Source organism: Bifidobacterium sp. ESL0822, assembly GCF_052606675.1.
This window is the reverse complement of sequence record NZ_CP199596.1, coordinates 816,767-835,625: the sequence shown is the minus strand read 5'-3', so window position 1 is coordinate 835,625 and position 18,859 is coordinate 816,767. Positions and strand designations below refer to the sequence as shown.

Here is an 18,859-nt window from a genome sequence, read left to right as displayed (position 1 = left end):
CTCTCAGTCGGTGGCCAGCGGTGCGGTCCTGGCCTTGAGAACACGAATCAGATCTCGCGGGTCCAGACCCAGGCTGATGCCGCGCTTGCCGCCGGAGACCATGATGGTATCGAACTCCAGGGCGCCCTGGTCCAGCACGGTCAGGTGTTGGGTGCGTTGGCCGAAGGGCGAGATGCCGCCCAGGACATATCCGCTCTCTCGCTCGGCCTGGGCCTTGTCTGCCATACGAGCCTTTTTGACACCCACGGCGGCAGCCAGGTGCTTGAGGTTCAGATGGCCGGTCACCGGTACAATGCCTACGACACGCTCCTTGCCCGTGTCGGCCATCAGGGTCTTGTAGACCGTGCGCGGATCCAGGCCCAGTTTTTTGGCCGCTTCGATGCCGTACCCCTGGTCCATGTGGTCGGCACTGTGATGATACTCGTGGACGGTGAAGGGAACCCCCAGACGCTCCAGCTGGGCCATGGCCGGAGTCGCGGCATCCGAGTCCGCCCGCTTCTTCTTGCTCATGACTCCATGCTAAGGTACTGAGCGTTTGGATAGGCTGAGGGGTGTCTTTGGCGCCATTTGCGCGGAAAGGGTAGTCCATGACCGCTGTCAATGCCTGGCTGCTTGATGCGGTGACGGGCGGCTGGGGGCTGGCCGTGCTTTTCCTGGCCGCATTTCTGGATGCGCTGATCATTCCCATACCCACGGAGCTCATGGTCCTGGCCACGGCTTCGGCCTTTCGAGCCACAGGAAGACCCCTTCCCGTCCTGGTCTTTCTGGTATGCGCCCTGGCTTTCGCGGGCGGCGATGCCTGTACCTATGGGCTTGGGCGCCTGGTCCCCTTGAATCGTCTGGCTGTCTTCCGTGGTGCCGCAGGCAAGGCTGTGACCTCATGGGCCCACCGGGCCCTGCTGCAGGGGGGCGGCTTCTTCACTCTGGCATCGCGGTTCGTGCCCTCGGGCAGGACCGTGGTCAATCTGACGGCCGGGGCGGCGCGCTATCCGCTCAGCCGTTACCTGCCCCTGGCTGCACTGGCCGGCCTGCTCTGGTCAATCTACATGTGGACCCTGGGGTATCTGGCCTCCTCCTGGTTGGAGAACAACCCTCTGGCCGTCATGGTCATCGGCTTTCTGGTGGGCATGGTCGTCGGCCTGGTCTGCGACCTGGCCATGCGGGCGCTCACCCGGAGGCGCTGATTACAGCAAGAGGTCCGTCCCCCGTATAAGGAACGGACCCCGTAAACGCTATGGCCGGAGGAGCCGGCCGGATGCTCAGTCGCCCAGCTTGGCGAAGTAGAGCAGGGTGCGGATCATGTTGCTGGTGAAGCCATACTCGTTGTCGTAGAAGGCAACGGTGCGGACCAGCTGGTCGTCACCGTGGGTGTTGACATCGGTCTGGGTGGGATCGAAGATGCCGCCGTGGGTGTCGCCGATCACGTCGGAGGAGACGATGCCCTCGTCGTTGTAGCCGTAGTAGTCCTTGCCCTCGAAGGCCTTCTTGGCGGCGTCGTTGATCTCGTCGACCGTGACCTTCTTGTCCAGGACGCAGGTCAGCTCGGTGACGGAGCCGGAGGGAACGGCCACGCGCTGTGCATGGCCCTGCAGCTTGCCGTCAACGGAGGGAACGACCTTGCCGATGGCCTTGGCGGCACCGGTGGAGTGCTCGATGGTGTTGATGGCGGCGGCGCGGGTGTTGCGCGGCTTGTTGCCCTTGGGGCCGTCCAGCAGCATCTGGGAGCCGGTGTAGGCGTGGATGGTGGTCATGTAGCCGATGCGGATGCCGAAGTTGTCATCCAGCATCTTGACCATGGCAGCCAGGGAGCCGGTGGTGCAGGAGCCGGCGGAGATGATCTTGTCGGAGGACTTCAGGGTCTCCTCGTTGACGCCGTAGACAACGGTGGGCGTGGTGTCGTCCTTGGCGGGAGCGGAGATCAGAACCTTCTTGGCTCCGGCGTTCAGGTGGGCCTGGGACTTCTCGGCCGAGGTGTAGAAGCCGGTGCACTCCAGCACGTAGTCCACGCCGTCGTTCTTGACCCAGGGGATGTTGTTGGCATCCTTCTCGGCATAGACCGGGTACTCCTTGCCGTCCACCACGATGGCGGTATCGGTGGAGGTGACCGAGACAGGGGTGCCGTCGTCGTGACGGAAGGTGCCCTGGGTGCTGTCGTACTTGAGCAGATAGGCCAGAATGGCCGGGGTGGTCAGATCGTTGATGGCGGCAACCTCGATGTTGGAGGCGTCGCCGCCACGGGCCTGGAGCTCAAAGATGCGCCGGAAGGCCAGACGACCGATACGTCCGAATCCGTTGATGCCAATCTTTACTGTCATTCAATTCTCCCTTGGAGATTGGCCGTATACAGCACAAAAATTACCGGACCGTATATGGCCGATTACTGATAACATCTCATAGTTTATAGAACCCTGTGTACTTATAGCAAGCGATTACGCGGGTTGTGCCGAGGAAAAAACGAACAAAAAAATTGGTAGGTTTTGTTGTTTGTTTGCGCAACAAAGTGATCAGGAATTGTGAGGATTTTCGTTCGTATCGGCCAGCCAATCCTCCCACTGTTGCTGACGGAATCCGACCAGGACATGCCGGCCATCCAGCAGGATGGGACGCTTGACCAGCATGCCGTCGGTGGACAGCAGCTGCAGAGCCTGTTCCGTATTCATCTGCGGCAGGCGTTTGCTCAACCCCTGACTGCGATAGGCCTGACCCGAGGTGTTGAAGAATCGCCGGACGGGCAGGCCGCTCATGTCCAGCCATTCGGTCAGTTCCTCCTGAGTGGGGTGGTCATCCTTGATATCGCGCTCGTTGAAGTCCACATTGTGGTCACGTAGCCAGGTGCGCGCCTTAGCACAGGTGGAGCAGCGGCTGTAGCAGATGAAGAGCGGGTGTTCAGCTGTAGGTGCTGCTGATGGCTTGGTTGATGATGCTGTCATAGATTTTCCTTTCCAGGTAGGTTTTCAAGTCCAAAGGGGCTCAGGCCAGCAGCCGGGAGGGACGGGTCTCCAGGGAGCCCAGGTCGGCCTTGGGCTCCAGGCTGGTGCTCCAGACCGGCTCGGGCGCCGAGGTGGGGTAGGTGACGAACACGGTTCCCTGCTTCAAGGCTATGTGGGCCGGTCTGTCGGGCAGGAACTCGTTGCTGACACCAGTGACCTGCTGGTTGGTCATGGTCATGCCGTCCGTCTGGTATTTGAGGCCCTGTTCGACCACGCCCAGGGCCTGGTCGTCGGCCGCCAGGACGGAGACCATGGACCTGGGCGGGCAGTCCCAGGCGGAAAAGTCCAGACTTCCAGGGCCTAGGGCCGTGACCAGCATCCCCTGGCCCCAAAGTTCGGCCCGGCCCCCGCTGGCGGCGATCAGATGGATCAGGTTCAGATTGGCCAGTGTGTGGTCCATGCGTCCGCCCAGGCCGCCATATATAAGGAATCGTCGGCAGCCGCGCTGCCAGCCCACCTTGACCGCGGCCAGCAGGTCCGTGTCGTCCTTTTCAGCAGGCAGGACCCGGCGGGGAATGTCTGTACGCAGCTTTCGGCTACCTGCGGGTAGGGAGTCGAAGTCGCCTACGACCAGCTCGGGTTCGTCCCCATGCTCCAGGGCCGGCTCCAGTCCGCCGTCCGCTGCTATGACCAGGGCCTGTCCGCCTCGTGCCGTCTCTTCGCCGAAGTACTGTCCGGCGCCCCAGATCCGGCAGAGCGGTGCCTGATTCGTCTGGCTCGTACGGTCCGACTGACCGTCATCCTGCATAAGATTCTTCTTTCCGCGCTCGCCCATTGGACGCACTCTCATCATCCCAGACCAACCAGACGGATCAGGAAGAGCAGCCACCCTTGCACAAGGGCCATGTAGGTCAGGGTGCCGCAGGCGATGCTGACCATCATGTTTCGCCAGCGCAGGTGGACCAGGGCTGTGACCAGCAGAGCCAGAGCCTCGTAGAGCCCGTGGTCGCCTCCGACCAGGTTGGTGTGCCTCAACGAATAGACCACCAGCAGTCCCATGACGGCGGCTGGCAGTAGACGTCCCAGCCTGGACACCAGGGCCGGCGGCCGACGTCCCTCCGGCCAGATTATGAAGGGCAGGAATCTTGTGATCATGGTTCCCAGGACCACAATGCCTATGGTGATCAGTTGCTGTGCAGTGGTCATGAGGCCTCCCTTTGGCTGCGGAAGTCCAAGAGGATGAAGACGGCCAGGATGACCGTCATGGACGGGATGATGAACCGATCAGGTCCGAAGACCAGCAGGCAGGCCAGGGAGGCCAGCAGACCGATTATGGCAGGCAGGCGGGCTTCGGCCTGCCGCCACTGCTCCAGGAAGAGGACCAGGAACATGGCGGTCAGCACGAAGTCCAGCCCCCGGGTGTCGAAGTTCGCCAGGTTGCCCAGCACGGCACCCAGGGTGGCGCCGCCCACCCAGTAGATTTGGTTGAGCAGGGTGACGAAGAAGAGGTACCAGCCCTTGTCGGTCCCTGCCGGATGGGGATCGGCGGACTCCAGGGCGAAGGTCTCATCGCACATCCCGAAGATCAGGTAGGGCTTTTTCCGGCCCGTCCCTCGGAAGACCGGCAGCATGGCCAGGCCGTAGAAAAGGTGCCGTGCATTGACCATCAGGGTCAGCATCAGCGCGCCCCAGGGGTTGAAGGTGGACAAGAGCAGGTCCACGGTCACGAACTCCATGGACCCGGCGTAGATCAGGGCGCTCATGGCCAACGGGTAGATCACCGGGAATCCACGGCTGGTCATCAGAAAACCGTAGGAGGCTCCCAGCACCAGGAATCCGGCCATGATGGGCAGGGTCCGTGGAAAGGCCGCAGCCAGGGAGCCCAGGATGGTCCCGGAGGACTTCGCATCGTCGTCTGCTTCTTCCTGCGCCCGCTGCATGACCATCCTCCTGACTTCGATTTGGAGATGGTCATATGATAATCGCCTCTTGCGCCGCAGGGGCAGACTGGTCGACAATGTGAGAAGGCTGTCAAGAGGCGAGAAGGGCGGAATAGGGGCTCTCAGACTCTTGTTGAACTTGGCGATAGGCACCGGTAGGTGAGGAGGAATCATGGACAAGAACAAGATTTCGACCAACAACCCGGCCACGGTCGTCCTGGCTGGGGGATGCTTCTGGGGCATCGAGCGGTTCTTCCAGGAGGTGGACGGAATCGTCGACACCCAGGTGGGATACGCCCAGTCCACAGTGCCCAACCCCGGCTATGAGCAGGTCTGCAGCGGTGTCACCGATGCCGTGGAGAGTGTGCGGCTGACCTATGATCCCCAGACGGTCAGTCTGCGGACCCTGACCCTGCTTCTGCTGGATCTGATCGACCCCTTCTCTGTGGATCGGCAGGGCAACGACCGGGGTAGACAGTACCGCAGCGGCCTTTACTGGAATCCCGAACACCGCGAGCAGGAGGAGCCCGTCTTCCGACGCGCCTTGGAGGAGCTGGAGCGCAGGACCGGCCGTCATCCCGCTGTGCAGGTGGAGGCCCTGATCAACTTCTATCCGGCGGAGGAGTCCCACCAGGACTATTTGCTCAAGAACCCCGGCGGTTACTGCCACATCCCTCTGGATGCCATCGCCAACGCCGCCTCCCGCCAGCGCTACATCGAACGCATCTGGTCCCTGGACCCTGAAAGCTACGAGGTGACCCAGCACGCGGCCACCGAACGGCCTTTCGCCAATGCCTACGACGGGGAGTTCCGCCCGGGCATCTATGTGGACGTGGTCAGCGGACAGCCGCTCTTCTCATCAACTGACAAGTACGACTCGGGCTGCGGCTGGCCCGCATTCACCAAGCCCATCGATCCCGACCTGCTGGTCAATCGCAAGGACTACAAGCTGCTGGGACGGCCCCGGATCGTGGTGCGGACGGCACAGACCGGCATCCATCTGGGACACGTCTTCGACGATGGTCCGGCCGACCGTGGCGGGCAGCGCTACTGCATGAACTCCGCCGCCCTGCGGTTCGTGCCGCGTGACCGTATGGAGGAGGAGGGCTACGGGGACTGCCTGCCCCTGGTGGACGGCGCGACTTCCTGACGGGGCCCTGTCCTGAGGGTTGTGTTATACTGCTACACGGCTTGAGAAATCAAGAAAGCGGATGATCCCACCTGGGAGCCTTCCATGGCTTCGGGTTCGACCTGTGCCGACGACGGTTGAGCGTCGTCATGTGCGGCGCAGGCATTGGCGGTTTCGTTGCCATACGGCTGCGACGGTCATGTTCGAAACCCATGGGTTCTTCGCCTGGCAGTGGATGTTGTGGTATTTGAGAAGGAGTCATCATTAGCGACGAACCAAGGATTAACGACGATATACGAGTGTCTCAGGTACGCCTGATCGGGCCCAACGGCGAGCAGGTGGGAATCATTGCGACCTCCGTCGCCCTCAATCTGGCCAAGGAGGCCAACCTTGACCTGGTCGAGGTTGCGCCCAAGGCCAAGCCTCCGGTCGCCAAGCTCATTGATTACGGCAAGTTCAAATACAACGAGAAGATCAAGGCTCGTGAGGCGCGTCGCAACCAGAGCATGTCGGAGATCAAGGAGATCCGCTTCAGATTGAAGATCGACGACCATGACTTCGAGGTCAAGGAAGGGCATGTACGCCGCTTCCTGTCCGCCGGAGACAAGGTCAAGGTCACCATCATGCTGCGTGGGCGTGAACAGTCCCGGCCCATCGGCGGTGTGGAGCTCCTGCGCAAGCTGGCTGACGACGTCGCGGATCTGGGCTCCATCGAGTTTGCCCCCAAGCAGGAGGGGCGCAACATCATCATGACCCTGTCGCCCAAGGGCAAGAAGGTCCACACCCAGTCCGAGCAGCGTCGGCGGGGCGGCCAGGCCCGTGCCGAGCGCAAGGCCCGTCAGGCGGCCCATCTGGCTGCCAAGGCCGACGAAAAGGAGACTGCGGGCTCCAACAATACTTCTCCCAAGCAGATGAAATCCAAGGAGGGCAGCAATGCCGAAGATGAAAAGTAACTCCGCCGCATCCAAGCGTGTTCGGACCACGGGTTCGGGCAAGCTCATGCACGCCGGGACCGGTATGCGCCACAATCTGGAGCACAAGTCGGCCAAGAAGCGTCGTCACCTGTCCACTGACGAGGTGCTCGCTCCGACCCAGTCCAAGAACATGAAGAGGATGCTGGCCCGCTGAGCGGGTGCTGTCGCGTCGAGTGAGATTTTAGAAAGCTGAGGAATATCTATGGCACGAGTCAAGCGGGCAGTCAACGCGCATAAGAAGCGTCGGGTCGTCCTGGAGCGGGCGTCAGGCTACCGTGGCCAGCGCTCCCGTCTCTACCGCAAGGCCAAGGAGCAGCTGCTCCATTCATATACATACAACTTCCGGGACCGTAAGGCCCGCAAGGGTGACTTCCGCAAGCTGTGGATCCAGCGCATCAACGCCGGATGCCGCGCCCAGGGAATCACCTACAACCGCTTCATCCAGGGTCTGCGCCTGGCTGGAATCGAGCTGGACCGCCGCGCCCTGGCCGACCTGGTCGTCAACGACATCGACACCTTCAACGCCATCGTGGCTGAGGCCAAGAAGGCCCTGCCTGCCGATGTGAACGCTCCGGTCGTTGCCTGATCAGCGGACCGGAACACCGTATATTGCAAGAACCCCGCCTTACGCGGGGTTCTTTGCATATTTGACCATTCCACAGCGGGACGGTAAGTTGATTGACGACAATGATGCCGGGAGCCGCCATGAATGATGATCACAGTCTGGACGCATCGGCTGTCTCGGCAGAATCGGCAGGTCAAACAAGCCCATCTCGGGGCAGCGGTAGATCCAAGCCTGCTGAAATCAATCAGGCGCGCCCCATCCTTAGGTCGCGGGTTTTCCTCTATGTGACGGAGTTCTTCTCTGGGATGGCCGTGATGGCCGCCGAGCTGGGGGCCTCCCGTCTGCTGGCTCCTTACTTCTCGTCCTCCCAGATCGTGTGGACCATCATCATCGGGACCATCATGATCGCCTTGGCCCTGGGTGCCGTCGTCGGGGGCCGCTGGGCCGACAGGAACCCAGACCCTGACAGGCTCTACCTGTGCATTATGGCTGCGGCCGTCTGGATCGCCCTGATTCCCCTGGTCGGCAAGTATCTGATCATCCTGATTTCGGGGCTGCTGATTGTGGCCGTCTCCACCAACTTCCTGGTCCTGGCGGCCTTCATCTCCTGCCTGATCATCTTTGTTCCGCCCCTCTTCCTCCTGGGCACCATCACCCCCGGCCTGGTCAAGTGCGCCACCGACTCCCTGGACGACAACGCTTCGGTGGTCGGTCGGCTCAGCGCCTGCAACACCGTGGGGTCCATCCTGGGCACCTTCCTGCCCACCTTTGTGACCATACCTGCCGTGGGGACCTTCGTCACCTTCCTGATTTTCTCCGGGATACTGCTCCTGGTGTCCTTGATCTACTTCCTTTCCTCCCATGCGCACCGCCTGGCCTGCCTGATCGCCACGGTGGCCTTTGTAGTCTCGGCCGCCCTGTCGCCGATGACCGGGTTCGCCTTCTGGGAGAAGGGTCTAGCCTATGAGGGCGAGTCCATCTACAACTATCTGCAGGTCAAAACCCTGGCGGACAGAACCATCCTTTCCACCAACGTCCTCTTCGGCGTCCAGTCGGTGACCATGAAGCACCCCGGGATGACCGGCATGTACTACGACACGGCTCTGGCGGCACCGCTCATGGCTGATCAGGCCCGCTCGGCCCTGATTCTGGGCATGGGGACCGGGACCTACGCCCGGCAGCTGAAGCGATACTATCCCCGGATGGCCATCCAGGGAGTGGAGATCGACCAGTCCATCAGCAACCTGGCCCTCAAATATTTCGATCAGCCCGCCGATATTCCGGTTTCCACCTACGACGGCCGAGCCTGGTTGGCGGCCAGTGGCCAGCACTACGACCTGATCATGGTCGATGCCTATCAGGACATCACCATACCCTTCCAAATGAGCTCCACCGAGTTCTTCAGCCTGGTCAGGGACCACCTGAATCCGGGCGGGGTCATGGTGGTCAACATGAACATGATCGACGACGGTCAGGGATCCATCAATGCAGCCCTGACCAACACGATCACCAGGGTCTTTGGATCCGCCGCCATCCTGACGGCCGACGTGCCCCAGACCACCAACCGCGAGCTCTTTGCCCGTCGCCCTGCTTCCGATGATTTTTCGGGAACCAAAGGTGCCGAGAAGACGACGATGAGAGACTACCAGAGTTCCGACCTGCTGGCGGGGGCGGCGGCCAGGGTCAGCTCTGATCCGGACCTGTCCCAAATGATGGAGCAGGTCAGCTCCCGCCTGAGCACGGTTGGGAATGCGAAGGGAAGGGTATTGACCGATGACAATGCGCCGGTGGAACTGCTGGGCATGCACGCCATCGATGGGATCATCAGCAGGGAGGCCGGACCCTACCGACGGATTCTTCAGCAGGAGGGGATTCAAGGGCTGATTCGGGAGGTCTCCTGAGTTTTCGCCCCAATCCCAAGCGCGTTGGATGCATGGAAACAGGGGAGCATAGCGTTAGACTATGGCCTGAGACCAGCACTGATGAAGAGAACCGGAGGTTAAGCGGTAGTGGACGGTGATCATCAGGAGGGGCTGACCGCATTGTTGGATCAGTTCCTGGCCTACACCGGTCTGGAGCGGGGTCTTGCCCCCGCCACGGTCAAGGCTTATAAGTCCGATCTGACCATGTATATCAACTGGTTGTCCGGCCGCGGCATCACCAGCCTGGAGCAGATTCAAACCGCCGATGTGGAGGGTTTTCTGGCCCATCTGGCCGATGAGAGCCCAGCCAGTCGCTCACGAAGGATGGCCGCTGTCCATGAGTGGCATCGGTTCGCCCTCAAGCAGGGGGTGACCGACCAGGATGTCTCCCGTACTGTCAAGGCTCCCAAGGGCACCTCGGCCCTGCCTGATGTGTTGGACGTGGACCAGGTGGCCCGACTGCTGGATGTGGCCGCCATGGGCGGGTCCAAGGATCCGGTGGTCCTGCGGGACAAGGCTCTGCTGGAGTTCATGTACGCCACAGGCTGCCGGGTCTCGGAGGCCGTCGGCACCGACCTGGAGGACATGGACCTGCACGAGCGGGTGGTCCGTCTGACAGGCAAGGGCGACAAGCAGCGTCTGGTTCCCATGGGTTCCTACGCCTGCCAGGCCATGGAGGCATATTTGAATATGGGGCGGGCCAGCCTCTGCAATCGAGCCACCAAGGGCAGGGAGCTGCGGGCCGTCTTCCTCAACAAGCGGGGCAAGCGGCTGACCAGGCAGACGGTCTGGCAGGTGGTCAGGGATGCCGGCCGCCGGGCGGGCCTGAACAGGCCCCTGCATCCCCACACCCTGCGGCACTCCTTCGCCACTCATCTGCTGGAAGGAGGCGCCGATGTGCGTTCGGTCCAGGAGCTGCTGGGCCACGCTTCGGTGACCACAACGCAGATCTATACACACGTCAGCCCCCAGGCCCTGATGGAGACCTACCAGACGGCCCATCCCCGCGCCCGCTGACCCGCCAACCCGCGAATGCGGCCGGAAACTTGATAGGGTAGAGACATGCCTACGGATTTGTTAGGGCGCGAGTATGAGACGTTCGCTGCCCCGGAGCCTTTGAAACAGCACGGCCCGGCCCGTGTCCTCGCCATGTGCAACCAGAAGGGCGGCGTGGGCAAGACCACCTCATCCATCAACATCGCCGGGGCCATGTGCCAGTATGGGCGACGGGTGCTGATTGTGGACTTCGATCCCCAGGGTGCGGCCACCGTGGGTCTGGGCATCAACGCCAACAGCGTGGACAACACCATTTACACCGCCATGTTCGATACCTCCCTGGATGTTCATGAGGTGGTCCGGCACACCCGTTTTGACGGCCTGGACATCATCCCGGCCAACATCGATCTGTCGGCTGCCGAGATTCAGCTGGTCACCGAGGTCGGCAGGGAGCAGGCCCTGGCGGCCACCATCCGGCCCCTGCGGCAGGAATATGACGCCATCATCATCGACTGCCAGCCCTCGCTCGGTTTGCTGACCGTCAACGCGCTGACTGCCGCGGACGGGGTCATCATTCCCGTGGCGGCCGAATTCTTCGCCCTGCGCGGCGTGGCCCTGCTCATGCAATCCATAGAGAAGGTCCGTAGCCGCATCAATCCTGACCTGCAGATCTACGGGGTGCTGGTCACCATGTACACCAAGACCCTGCATTCGGACGAGGTGCTTCAGCGTATCTATGAGGCCTTCAGGGGCAAGGTCCTGCACTCCATCATCAGCCGGTCCATCAAGCTGCCCGACGCCACGGTGGCCGGCGAGCCCATCACCATGTTCGCCCCCGAGCACAAGACAGCCAAGGAGTATCGGGAGGTCGCCCGGGAGCTGATCGCCCGCGGCATCGTGGCGTGAGCGGATCAGCGGACGGCTTCGCCGTCGACCTGGATGTCTACCAGGGACCCTTCGACCTGCTGTTGGGCATGCTGGCCAACCGAAAGCTCTCCCTGACGGAGGTCTCCCTGGCCTCCATCACCGGGGAGTTTCTGGACTATGTGCGCACCCTGGACTTCAGTCAAGGATTGGACCAGGCCAGCGCCTTTCTGGATGTGGCCTCGGTTCTTGTGGAGGCCAAGAGCGCTGCCCTCCTGCCTGTGGAGGACGAGTCCATGCGCGACCAGGCCTCCATGGATGCCCTTCGGGAGCGTGATCTGCTCTTCGCCAGGCTTCTGCAGTACCGGGCCTTCAAGCAGGCAGGACAGGACTTCCGAGCCAGACTGGCCGCCAACTCGGGCCGCTACCCGCACCCCGGTCATCTGGAGCCCCAGCTGGCCCATCTGCTGCCTGATCTGGTTTGGACCCTGAAGCCGGAGGATCTGGCCCTGCTCTGCGCCAATGCACTGGTCAACGCTCCGGCATCAGAGGTCCGTTTGGACCAGCTGCACGTGCCCTTGATCGACTTGAACAAGGAGGCCGACCAGGTTCGCCAAGCCCTGCTGGCGCAGCCCGGTCAGCCGGTGGCCTTCGCCGATTTGGTCGCCTCCTCCAAGGGCCGGGCTCAGGTGGTGGCCCGATTCCTGGCCGTGCTGATCTTCTTCAGGCAGGAGCTGATCCAGTATCGTCAGGATGGCCCCTACCAGCCGCTCTACCTGCGCTGGGTTGGGCCGACACAGGAGCCGGCAACGGCCTTGATCAGTGAGGGGGACTTCGCATGAGCCAATCCTCGGCTCCCGACACCCGTCCCGAATACGTGGACTTCGACGTGCAGGACTTTCCCGGCGGACTGTCCGCCTGTCTGGAGGCCATTCTGGTGGCCACGGAGCGGCCGCTGACCGCTGAAGACTTCTCCCGGGTGCTGGCCGTGGATCCTGGTCCGGTCGATGCAGCCCTTGAATCGCTGGCCGAGTCATATAGCGACCGAGGATTCGAACTGCGTCGGACCGCCCGTGGCTGGCAGCTGACCAGTCGGGCCGCCTACCAGCCCGTGGTGGCGGCCTTCGTCAAGGACGGTCAGACGGCACGACTCTCCCAGGCGGCTCTGGAGGCCCTGGCTATCGTGGCCTACCGCCAGCCCATGACCCGTGCCCAGGTGGGTCAGATTCGCGGGGTTAACTCTGATGGGGTCATCCGGGCCCTGCTTGTGCGCGGCCTGGTTCGCGAGGAGGGCCTGGACGAGCAGACCCATGCAGCGCTGCTGGTCACCACCGACCTCTTCCTCGAACGGATGGGTCTGCAATCCTTGGAGGATCTGCCCTCCCTGGCTCCCTTCCTGCCAGACGAGGACTCGGCTCTGGCCCAGGCCCGCCAGGAGATGTCCGGGCAGCCGCAATCACCGGATTCGGCCCAGGGTTCGCCCCAGGGCGAGGAGGGGTGAACGCCTGTCACACAAGGCGGTTACACTTGTCTCTGTTTGTCCAATTCCTGGACCACGCCACCCGGCAGTCAGGCCGGTGGGGGCGTGGATAGCATTCACGAGAATGAGGTTTTGATGGCGGTACGCGGCGATATACGAAATGTGGCGATTGTGGCACACGTTGACCACGGCAAGACCACCCTGGTCAACGCCATGCTGCAGCAGTCGCACGTCTTCTCCGAGCGGGAGGAGGTGCCCGACCGGGTCATGGACTCCAACGACCTGGAGAAGGAGAAGGGCATCACCATCCTGGCCAAGAACACCGCCGTCAAGTACACCGGTCCCCTGGCCGCCAAGCTGGGCCAGCCCGACGGCATCACCATCAACGTGGTGGACACCCCCGGCCACGCCGACTTCGGCGGCGAGGTGGAGCGCGGTATCTCCATGGTCGATGGTGTGGTCCTGCTGGTGGACGCCTCCGAGGGCCCCCTGCCTCAGACCCGCTTCGTCCTGCGCAAGGCCCTGGAGGCCAAGCTGCCCGTCATCCTGGTCATCAACAAGACCGACCGTCCCGATGCCCGCATCTCCGAGGTGGTCTCCGAGTCCACCGATCTGCTCCTGGGCCTGGCCCAGGACGTGAGCGAGGAGGGAGTGGATCTGGATCTGGATTCCCTCCTGGACCTGCCGGTCATCTACTGCGCAGCCAAGGCCGGCAAGGCCTCCGTCAACCAGCCCGCCGACGGTGCCGTGCCCGACAACGACGATCTGGAGCCCCTCTTCGAGGCCATCCTGAACAACATCCCCGCCCCGGAGTATGAGGAGGGCGCCCCCCTGCAGGCCCATGTGACCAACATCGACGCCTCCGACTACCTGGGCCGTCTGGGCCTGGTGCGCATCTACAACGGCACCCTGATCAAGGGCCGCCAGTACGGCCTGTCGCGCGTGGACGGATCCATCGAGAACTTCAAACTGACCGAAATCCTGCGCACCAAGGGCCTGCAGCGCTCCCCGGTGGATGAGGCTGGCCCCGGCGACATCGTGGCTGTGGCCGGTGTGGAGGACATCATGATCGGCGAGACCATCGTCGACCAGGACGACCCCCGCCCCCTGCCCTTAATCCACGTTGACGACCCGGCCGTCTCCATGACCTTCGGCACCAACGATTCGCCACTGGCCGGCACCGAGGGCAAGGACCACAAGCTGACCGCCCGCATGCTCAAGGACCGCCTGGACCGGGAGCTGATCGGCAACGTCTCCATCAAGGTGCTGCCCACCGACCGGCCCGACGCCTGGGAGGTTCAGGGCCGTGGCGAGCTGGCCCTGGCCATCCTGGCCGAGCAGATGCGCCGCGAGGGCTACGAGCTGACCGTGGGCCGCCCCCAGGTGGTCACCAAGACCGTGGACGGCAAGCTTCAGGAGCCCATGGAGTCCGATACCATCGACGTGCCCGAGGAGTACATGGGCGCGGTCACCCAGCTCATGGCCGATCGCAAGGGCCGCATGGACACCATGACCAACCATGGCTCCGGCTGGGTCAGGATGCAGTTCACCGTGCCCTCCCGTGGCCTCCTGGGCTTCCGCACCGCCCTGCTGACCGCCACCCGTGGCACCGGCATCTCCTCGTCGATCTCCGCAGGCTATGCCCCCTGGGCGGGCGACATCAAGACGCGGCAGAACGGATCCATGGTCTCCGACCGCTCGGGCAAGGCCAGCCCCTACGCCATGCAGAAGCTCCAGGCCCGCGGCGAGTTCTTCGTCAAGCCCCAGTCGCCCGTCTACGAGGGGCAGATCGTGGGCATCAACAACAAGCCCGGCGATCTGGACATCAACATCACCCTGGAGAAGCACATGACCAACATGCGTTCCTCCACCGCCGACGTGCTGGAGACCCTGACCCCACCCATCGACATGAGCCTGGAGGAGTCCCTGGACTTCGCCAACGATGACGAGTGCGTGGAGGTGACCCCCGAGTCCATCCGCGTGCGCAAGATCATCCTGGACAGGGATGCCTGGTACAAGTGGAACGCCCGCCAGCGCAGGGCCAACAAGAAGTAAGCCTTCTCTCACAATCAGATTCAGTCCGACCCGGCCGCCCCACGGTGACCGGGTCGGACTAGTCTTGAACCCATGAAGTCTCAGGAGTCTCAGGTTTCCGAATCCAAGGATCAGGCCGCCTCCCATTCAAGGGAGGAGCCTGGGAAGACAAGCCCCTTCCGCTGCCTGCTGGGCCTGCCCATCGGCCTGGCAGTTGGCGTGCTGGGAACCCTGGTCCAGCGCTCCGGTGCTGCCCAGGGTCTGCCCTGGGGGATGGTTCTGGCCTATCTGCTGGTGGCCCTGGCCGCCTGGTGGGTCCGCTGCGATAGCGGCACCATGGGTCTGGCCCTGCACCTGGTGGCCTCCACAGTCATGGTCTGGCTGCTCTCCATGCGTGGGCCGGGCGGCGATGTGCTCATGCCCTACGCCAATTTCCCCACATTCTTTGCCAAGTATGCGGTCTTCCTCTGGATGGGCGGTCTGGTCCTGATTCAGACCCTGGCCATCTGCTTGCCGGCCTCCTGGTTTGCTGACGGTCCTCTGCGTCGTCAGGGGCGATCCGCATGAGCCGGGCTTCGTCTGGAAGTCCGGCGACTGCGCCCGACCGGACGCCCCTGTACTTCCTGGGTCCCGAGGGGACCTTCACCCACCAAGCCGCTCTTGAGGCCGCCGGCCTTATGGAGACAAGGCTGGGCTGTCAAGCGGATCTGAGGCCCTGCACGGATGCGGCTGCCATCGTGGCTGCCGTGGAGGAGGGCCGAGGCTGGGGAGTGCTGGCCTGGGAGAACAACGTGGAGGGCCATGTGGTGCCCAACATGGATGCTTTGATCGACGCTCGATCAGTAGCGGGTTTCGGCATGGTCCGCCTGTCCATCGTCTTCGACGCCTTCGTCCGGGCCGACCATGGCCGCCTGCGTCAGGTTGCCGCCCACTCCCATGGACTGGCCCAGTGCAAGGGATTCATCAAGGAGACCGGCCTCAACCCGTTGACTGCCAACTCCAACGCTGCGGCCTGCCGTGATCTGGGCTCCGATCAGGTGGCCCTGGGTCCACGTATCTGTGGAAGCCTCTACGGACTAAAGACCTACCGGCGCGAGGTACAGGATTATCAGGGAGCCCACACCGACTTTCTTATATTGGCTCCCCGGGGCCAGGCCGCCGGGCTGACACGCCGACTGGCGCCAGGCGGGGATTTCGAGTCCATCGTCACCTTTATTCCCTTGAATACCGGGCCGGGCGTGCTGGCCAATCTGCTGGACCGTCTGCGCGATGCGGGCCTGAACATGACCTCATTCATGTCCCGGCCCATCAAGGGGCATGACGGGACCTACAGCTTCGTAGCCAGCATCGACGCCGCCCCATGGCAGAAGGGTCTGCATCAGGTGATGGCCGACCTGCTGGAAAGAGGGGACTGGCTCAAGACCCTGGCGGTCCATCCACGCACCCCGCATCCAGCGCCCCCCATCCGTGAATGGATGCTGCCCAGTGCGGGGGCCTTTCGGGGCGAGGACCCCGATTCCGAGACAATCAGCAAGGAGTTGTTATGGTAGATGAATCCACGCCTTTCCCGCACATGGACCTGTCAGGGCCCGAGCACATGCATCCAATGGCAGGCATGGCCGCTTCGCCGGTGCTGACCTCGGCCCATAAGATCGCGGTGGCGGGGCTGGGTTTGATTGGCGGATCGCTGGCCCGACGCCTGGCCTCACGAGGCCGGTTCGTCATTGCATGGAACCATAATGACCGCCCTTATGAGCAGGCCCGCAGCCAGGGAATCCACTGCGTGGACACTCTGGAGGAGCTGGCCAAGGGCAAGCCTGACGTCCTGGTGTTGGCCACCCCCCTGCGGGCCATGCCCGAAGTGCTCCAGGCCCTGGCACCGGTCCTGACCAGAGGCACTACCCTGACCGACGTAGGCAGCGTCAAGGGCCCGGTACGCCGGCAGGTCGAACAGGCCGGTCTGGTCGATCGTTATGTAGGCGCCCACCCCATGGCCGGCAGCGAAGGCTCCGGCTACGAGGACTCGGATCCGGCACTCTTGGAAGATGCCCTCTGGGCCCTCTGTGTCGATGAGCATACGGATTACAGCCGCTTCCTGACCGTGGCCGATATGGTCACCCAGGGGCTGGGAAACCGTCTGATTGCTATGGACGATGCCACTCATGACCGGGCCGCGGCACTTATCTCGCACATGCCCCATGTGGTGGCCACCGCCCTGGCCAACATGCTGACGAAGTCGCCTGACCGTCGTATGGCTGCGGCCCTGGCTGCCGGATCCTGGCGGGACATGACCCGTGTGGCCCTGACCGATCCGGAGCGGACCCGGGCCATGGTGGAGGAGAACTCCGACCAGGTGGCCGACCTTCTGGATGTCCTGGTCGAGAATCTGCAGGGCATGGCTTCCCTTTTGCGGGACCAGAAGCCGGAGGCCGATGAAAAGCGTCGGGACTTCTTCCTCCAGACGGACCCCTTCCGGCGCTACAGAACTGCCCTGGCCGATCAGAAGCAGATTCCCTCCACAGACCTTGAATTGGATCCACAGGAGGGCAACTGGCGGCAGGAGTTGATGGATTCGGCCCTGCGCGGCGAGCAGGTCTCGGCCTTCCTGACCACCAGCCGCGCCCGGGTGCTGCATCCGCCGGTCATCGACTGAAATTCGGAGGGTCCGGTCGGGGAGAACGGCGTTCTGGTACCGGCTTCAGTGCCACCATGTCTTCTGCTTGCAGGGTCACGCGCTCCCCGGGACGTGATCCATTGGCCGCAGGGTCCCTATCCAGAATCAGCCGCCGTCCGTTCCAGTCGACCACATGCCCTACGTAGTCGCGGAACTTGGGCCTTCCGTCTTCCCGGTCCGGTCCAAGAGCAATCCGGACCACCAGCCGTGCTCCGGCCGGTATGGTTGCTGGCAAACGCATGGCCTTCCCACCTCCTGGGCCAGTATCGCCTGCGGCTGCGACGAGGGTGAAAGCGCCTAGACTGTATTGCACATACTGCATGGAGATCAAAGGCAGCCAAGCGAAGGGAGTGCCCGCAGTGGACCAGGATTTGCAGGACTTCACCGACTATCTTTCCCGGGTGGCAGGCAAGAGTCCCAATACCGTCCGCTCCTACCGGGCCGACCTGGCGGGCTTTCTGCACCTGATGCATCTGCATGGCATCGATGACCCCTCACAGATTGATCTGGCCACCATCAGGTCCTGGCTGGCTCACGAGGCCGCCACCCACGCCCGTTCGACCATGGCCCGGAAGACGGCCGCACTGAGGTCCTTCTTCGGATGGCTGAGTCGGCATGGTCGCATTAAGACGGACCCCACCCTGGCCCTGAGCAGTCCCAAGCAGTCCGAGCACCTTCCTCGGATCCTGACGCACGACCAGGCCCGCACCCTGATGGATACGGTCGACCAGGATCCTGTCGAGCCCCGGGAGGACGAGGATGTGCAGGCGGCCCTGCAGGTGCGGGACGCGGCCATGCTGGAGCTGCTGTATGCCACGGGCATGCGCGTGGCTGAGCTCTGCGGACTGGATCTGGATGACGTGAACCGACACAGCCGCATCGTAAAGGTTCTGGGCAAGGGTTCCAAGGAGCGGGTCCTGCCCTATGGCCTGCCTGCCGATCGTGCCCTGGATCGCTGGCTGGGGGAGGGGCGTCCGGTCCTGGCGGGCTCAACGGCCAAATCGGCCCACAAAGCAGGTCAGGCCCTCTTCCTGGGTCAACTGGGTGGCAGGGTTGGTCAGCGGCAGGTTCGCAAGGTGGTTCATCAGGCGGCTGGTCAGGCCGGTGTGCCTGACATCGCTCCCCATGCCCTGCGGCACTCTGCTGCCACACATATGCTTGATGGTGGAGCTGACCTTCGTGAGGTTCAGGAGATGCTGGGCCACTCCTCCCTGCGAACCACCCAGCGCTACACCCACGTCTCAATCGAGCAGCTGCGGGCACGGTACAGGCAGGCTTTTCCACGGGCCTGAGACCGGCAAATGAGATGAGACTTGCTTTACGAAACATCTTCGTACCAGAATATGGCGTA

22 protein-coding genes are annotated in these 18,859 nt (G+C 63.0%); 15 read left to right on the top strand and 7 right to left on the bottom strand.

Features of this window, described 5'->3' with window-relative positions; translation table 11 throughout:
- Positions 1 to 3: 3 nt before the first annotated feature.
- A complete protein-coding gene (gene ybaK, locus ACUIAF_RS03455; RefSeq protein WP_445339025.1) occupies positions 4 to 510 on the bottom strand; it encodes a Cys-tRNA(Pro) deacylase in 507 nt (168 codons plus the stop codon).
- Between the two features lie 77 nt (positions 511 to 587).
- Here ybaK and ACUIAF_RS03450 point away from each other — a divergent pair, with 77 nt between their 5' ends.
- Positions 588 to 1,184, top strand: coding sequence for a DedA family protein (locus ACUIAF_RS03450; protein ID WP_110417005.1), 597 nt, complete (start codon positions 588 to 590; stop codon positions 1,182 to 1,184).
- Between the two features lie 75 nt (positions 1,185 to 1,259).
- Here ACUIAF_RS03450 and gap read toward each other — a convergent pair whose 3' ends face one another.
- The 5 genes from gap to ACUIAF_RS03425 all read right to left on the bottom strand — a co-directional run bounded on the left by gap (position 1,260) and on the right by ACUIAF_RS03425 (position 4,870).
- Positions 1,260 to 2,315 (bottom strand): type I glyceraldehyde-3-phosphate dehydrogenase, encoded by a 1,056-nt coding sequence (gene gap, locus ACUIAF_RS03445; RefSeq protein ID WP_015021610.1) that lies wholly within the window; start codon positions 2,313 to 2,315, stop codon positions 1,260 to 1,262.
- Between the two features lie 189 nt (positions 2,316 to 2,504).
- Positions 2,505 to 2,930: an arsenate reductase family protein gene (locus ACUIAF_RS03440; protein WP_445339024.1), complete on the bottom strand. Its 426-nt coding sequence runs from the start codon at positions 2,928 to 2,930 to the stop codon at positions 2,505 to 2,507.
- A 40-nt stretch (positions 2,931 to 2,970) separates the two neighbouring features.
- Positions 2,971 to 3,765, bottom strand: a complete 795-nt coding sequence (locus ACUIAF_RS03435; RefSeq protein ID WP_181415567.1) for a thiamine diphosphokinase — start codon at positions 3,763 to 3,765, stop codon at positions 2,971 to 2,973.
- A gap of 14 nt (positions 3,766 to 3,779) precedes the next feature.
- Complete coding sequence (locus tag ACUIAF_RS03430; RefSeq protein WP_445339023.1) at positions 3,780 to 4,136, bottom strand: branched-chain amino acid transporter permease; 357 nt, start codon at positions 4,134 to 4,136, stop codon at positions 3,780 to 3,782.
- Positions 4,133 to 4,870, bottom strand: coding sequence for an AzlC family ABC transporter permease (locus ACUIAF_RS03425; protein WP_181415568.1), 738 nt, complete (start codon positions 4,868 to 4,870; stop codon positions 4,133 to 4,135). The genes ACUIAF_RS03430 and ACUIAF_RS03425 overlap by 4 nt, the downstream gene beginning before the upstream one ends.
- A gap of 172 nt (positions 4,871 to 5,042) precedes the next feature.
- Between ACUIAF_RS03425 and msrB the strand changes: the two genes are divergently transcribed.
- The 13 genes from msrB (at position 5,043) to ACUIAF_RS03360 (ending at position 17,487) form a co-directional block, all read left to right on the top strand.
- Positions 5,043 to 6,020, top strand: coding sequence for a peptide-methionine (R)-S-oxide reductase MsrB (gene msrB, locus ACUIAF_RS03420; RefSeq protein ID WP_445339022.1), 978 nt, complete (start codon positions 5,043 to 5,045; stop codon positions 6,018 to 6,020).
- Positions 6,021 to 6,259: 239 nt separating this feature from the next.
- On the top strand, positions 6,260 to 6,952 hold the full coding sequence (infC, locus tag ACUIAF_RS03415) for a translation initiation factor IF-3 (RefSeq protein ID WP_110417009.1): 693 nt from the start codon (positions 6,260 to 6,262) through the stop codon (positions 6,950 to 6,952).
- On the top strand, positions 6,933 to 7,127 hold the full coding sequence (rpmI, locus tag ACUIAF_RS03410) for a 50S ribosomal protein L35 (RefSeq protein WP_015021617.1): 195 nt from the start codon (positions 6,933 to 6,935) through the stop codon (positions 7,125 to 7,127). Before infC ends, rpmI begins: the two co-directional genes overlap by 20 nt.
- A 48-nt stretch (positions 7,128 to 7,175) precedes the next feature.
- Complete coding sequence (rplT, locus tag ACUIAF_RS03405) at positions 7,176 to 7,559, top strand: 50S ribosomal protein L20 (protein ID WP_445339021.1); 384 nt, start codon at positions 7,176 to 7,178, stop codon at positions 7,557 to 7,559.
- Between the two features lie 119 nt (positions 7,560 to 7,678).
- Positions 7,679 to 9,439, top strand: coding sequence for a spermidine synthase (locus ACUIAF_RS03400; RefSeq protein ID WP_445339020.1), 1,761 nt, complete (start codon positions 7,679 to 7,681; stop codon positions 9,437 to 9,439).
- Between the two features lie 108 nt (positions 9,440 to 9,547).
- Entirely contained in the window at positions 9,548 to 10,477 is a 930-nt protein-coding gene (xerD, locus tag ACUIAF_RS03395) for a site-specific tyrosine recombinase XerD (protein WP_198203823.1), read from the top strand.
- A gap of 45 nt (positions 10,478 to 10,522) precedes the next feature.
- Positions 10,523 to 11,362 carry a ParA family protein gene (locus tag ACUIAF_RS03390; protein WP_445339019.1) on the top strand — a complete coding sequence of 280 codons (840 nt, stop codon included), beginning with the start codon at positions 10,523 to 10,525 and terminating at the stop codon, positions 11,360 to 11,362.
- Positions 11,359 to 12,162, top strand: a complete 804-nt coding sequence (locus ACUIAF_RS03385; protein WP_445339018.1) for a segregation and condensation protein A — start codon at positions 11,359 to 11,361, stop codon at positions 12,160 to 12,162. The genes ACUIAF_RS03390 and ACUIAF_RS03385 overlap by 4 nt, the downstream gene beginning before the upstream one ends.
- A complete protein-coding gene (gene scpB, locus ACUIAF_RS03380; RefSeq protein ID WP_445339017.1) occupies positions 12,159 to 12,821 on the top strand; it encodes an SMC-Scp complex subunit ScpB in 663 nt (220 codons plus the stop codon). The genes ACUIAF_RS03385 and scpB overlap by 4 nt, the downstream gene beginning before the upstream one ends.
- A 114-nt stretch (positions 12,822 to 12,935) precedes the next feature.
- Positions 12,936 to 14,855 carry a translational GTPase TypA gene (typA, locus tag ACUIAF_RS03375; protein ID WP_445339016.1) on the top strand — a complete coding sequence of 640 codons (1,920 nt, stop codon included), beginning with the start codon at positions 12,936 to 12,938 and terminating at the stop codon, positions 14,853 to 14,855.
- 72 nt (positions 14,856 to 14,927) lie between these two features.
- Entirely contained in the window at positions 14,928 to 15,401 is a 474-nt protein-coding gene (locus ACUIAF_RS03370) for an alcohol dehydrogenase (protein ID WP_445339015.1), read from the top strand.
- A complete protein-coding gene (locus ACUIAF_RS03365) occupies positions 15,398 to 16,384 on the top strand; it encodes a prephenate dehydratase domain-containing protein (protein WP_445339014.1) in 987 nt (328 codons plus the stop codon). Before ACUIAF_RS03370 ends, ACUIAF_RS03365 begins: the two co-directional genes overlap by 4 nt.
- 65 nt (positions 16,385 to 16,449) lie before the next feature.
- Positions 16,450 to 17,487 carry a prephenate dehydrogenase gene (locus tag ACUIAF_RS03360; RefSeq protein ID WP_445339151.1) on the top strand — a complete coding sequence of 346 codons (1,038 nt, stop codon included), beginning with the start codon at positions 16,450 to 16,452 and terminating at the stop codon, positions 17,485 to 17,487.
- On the opposite strand, the gene ACUIAF_RS03355 is transcribed toward ACUIAF_RS03360, so the two are convergent.
- A complete protein-coding gene (locus ACUIAF_RS03355) occupies positions 17,477 to 17,749 on the bottom strand; it encodes a DUF6725 family protein (protein ID WP_445339013.1) in 273 nt (90 codons plus the stop codon). The genes ACUIAF_RS03360 and ACUIAF_RS03355 overlap by 11 nt on opposite strands.
- A 79-nt stretch (positions 17,750 to 17,828) precedes the next feature.
- On the opposite strand from ACUIAF_RS03355, the gene ACUIAF_RS03350 reads away from it, so the two are divergent.
- Positions 17,829 to 18,800 (top strand): tyrosine recombinase XerC, encoded by a 972-nt coding sequence (locus tag ACUIAF_RS03350; RefSeq protein ID WP_445339012.1) that lies wholly within the window; start codon positions 17,829 to 17,831, stop codon positions 18,798 to 18,800.
- The last annotated feature ends 59 nt before the right edge of the window (positions 18,801 to 18,859 follow it).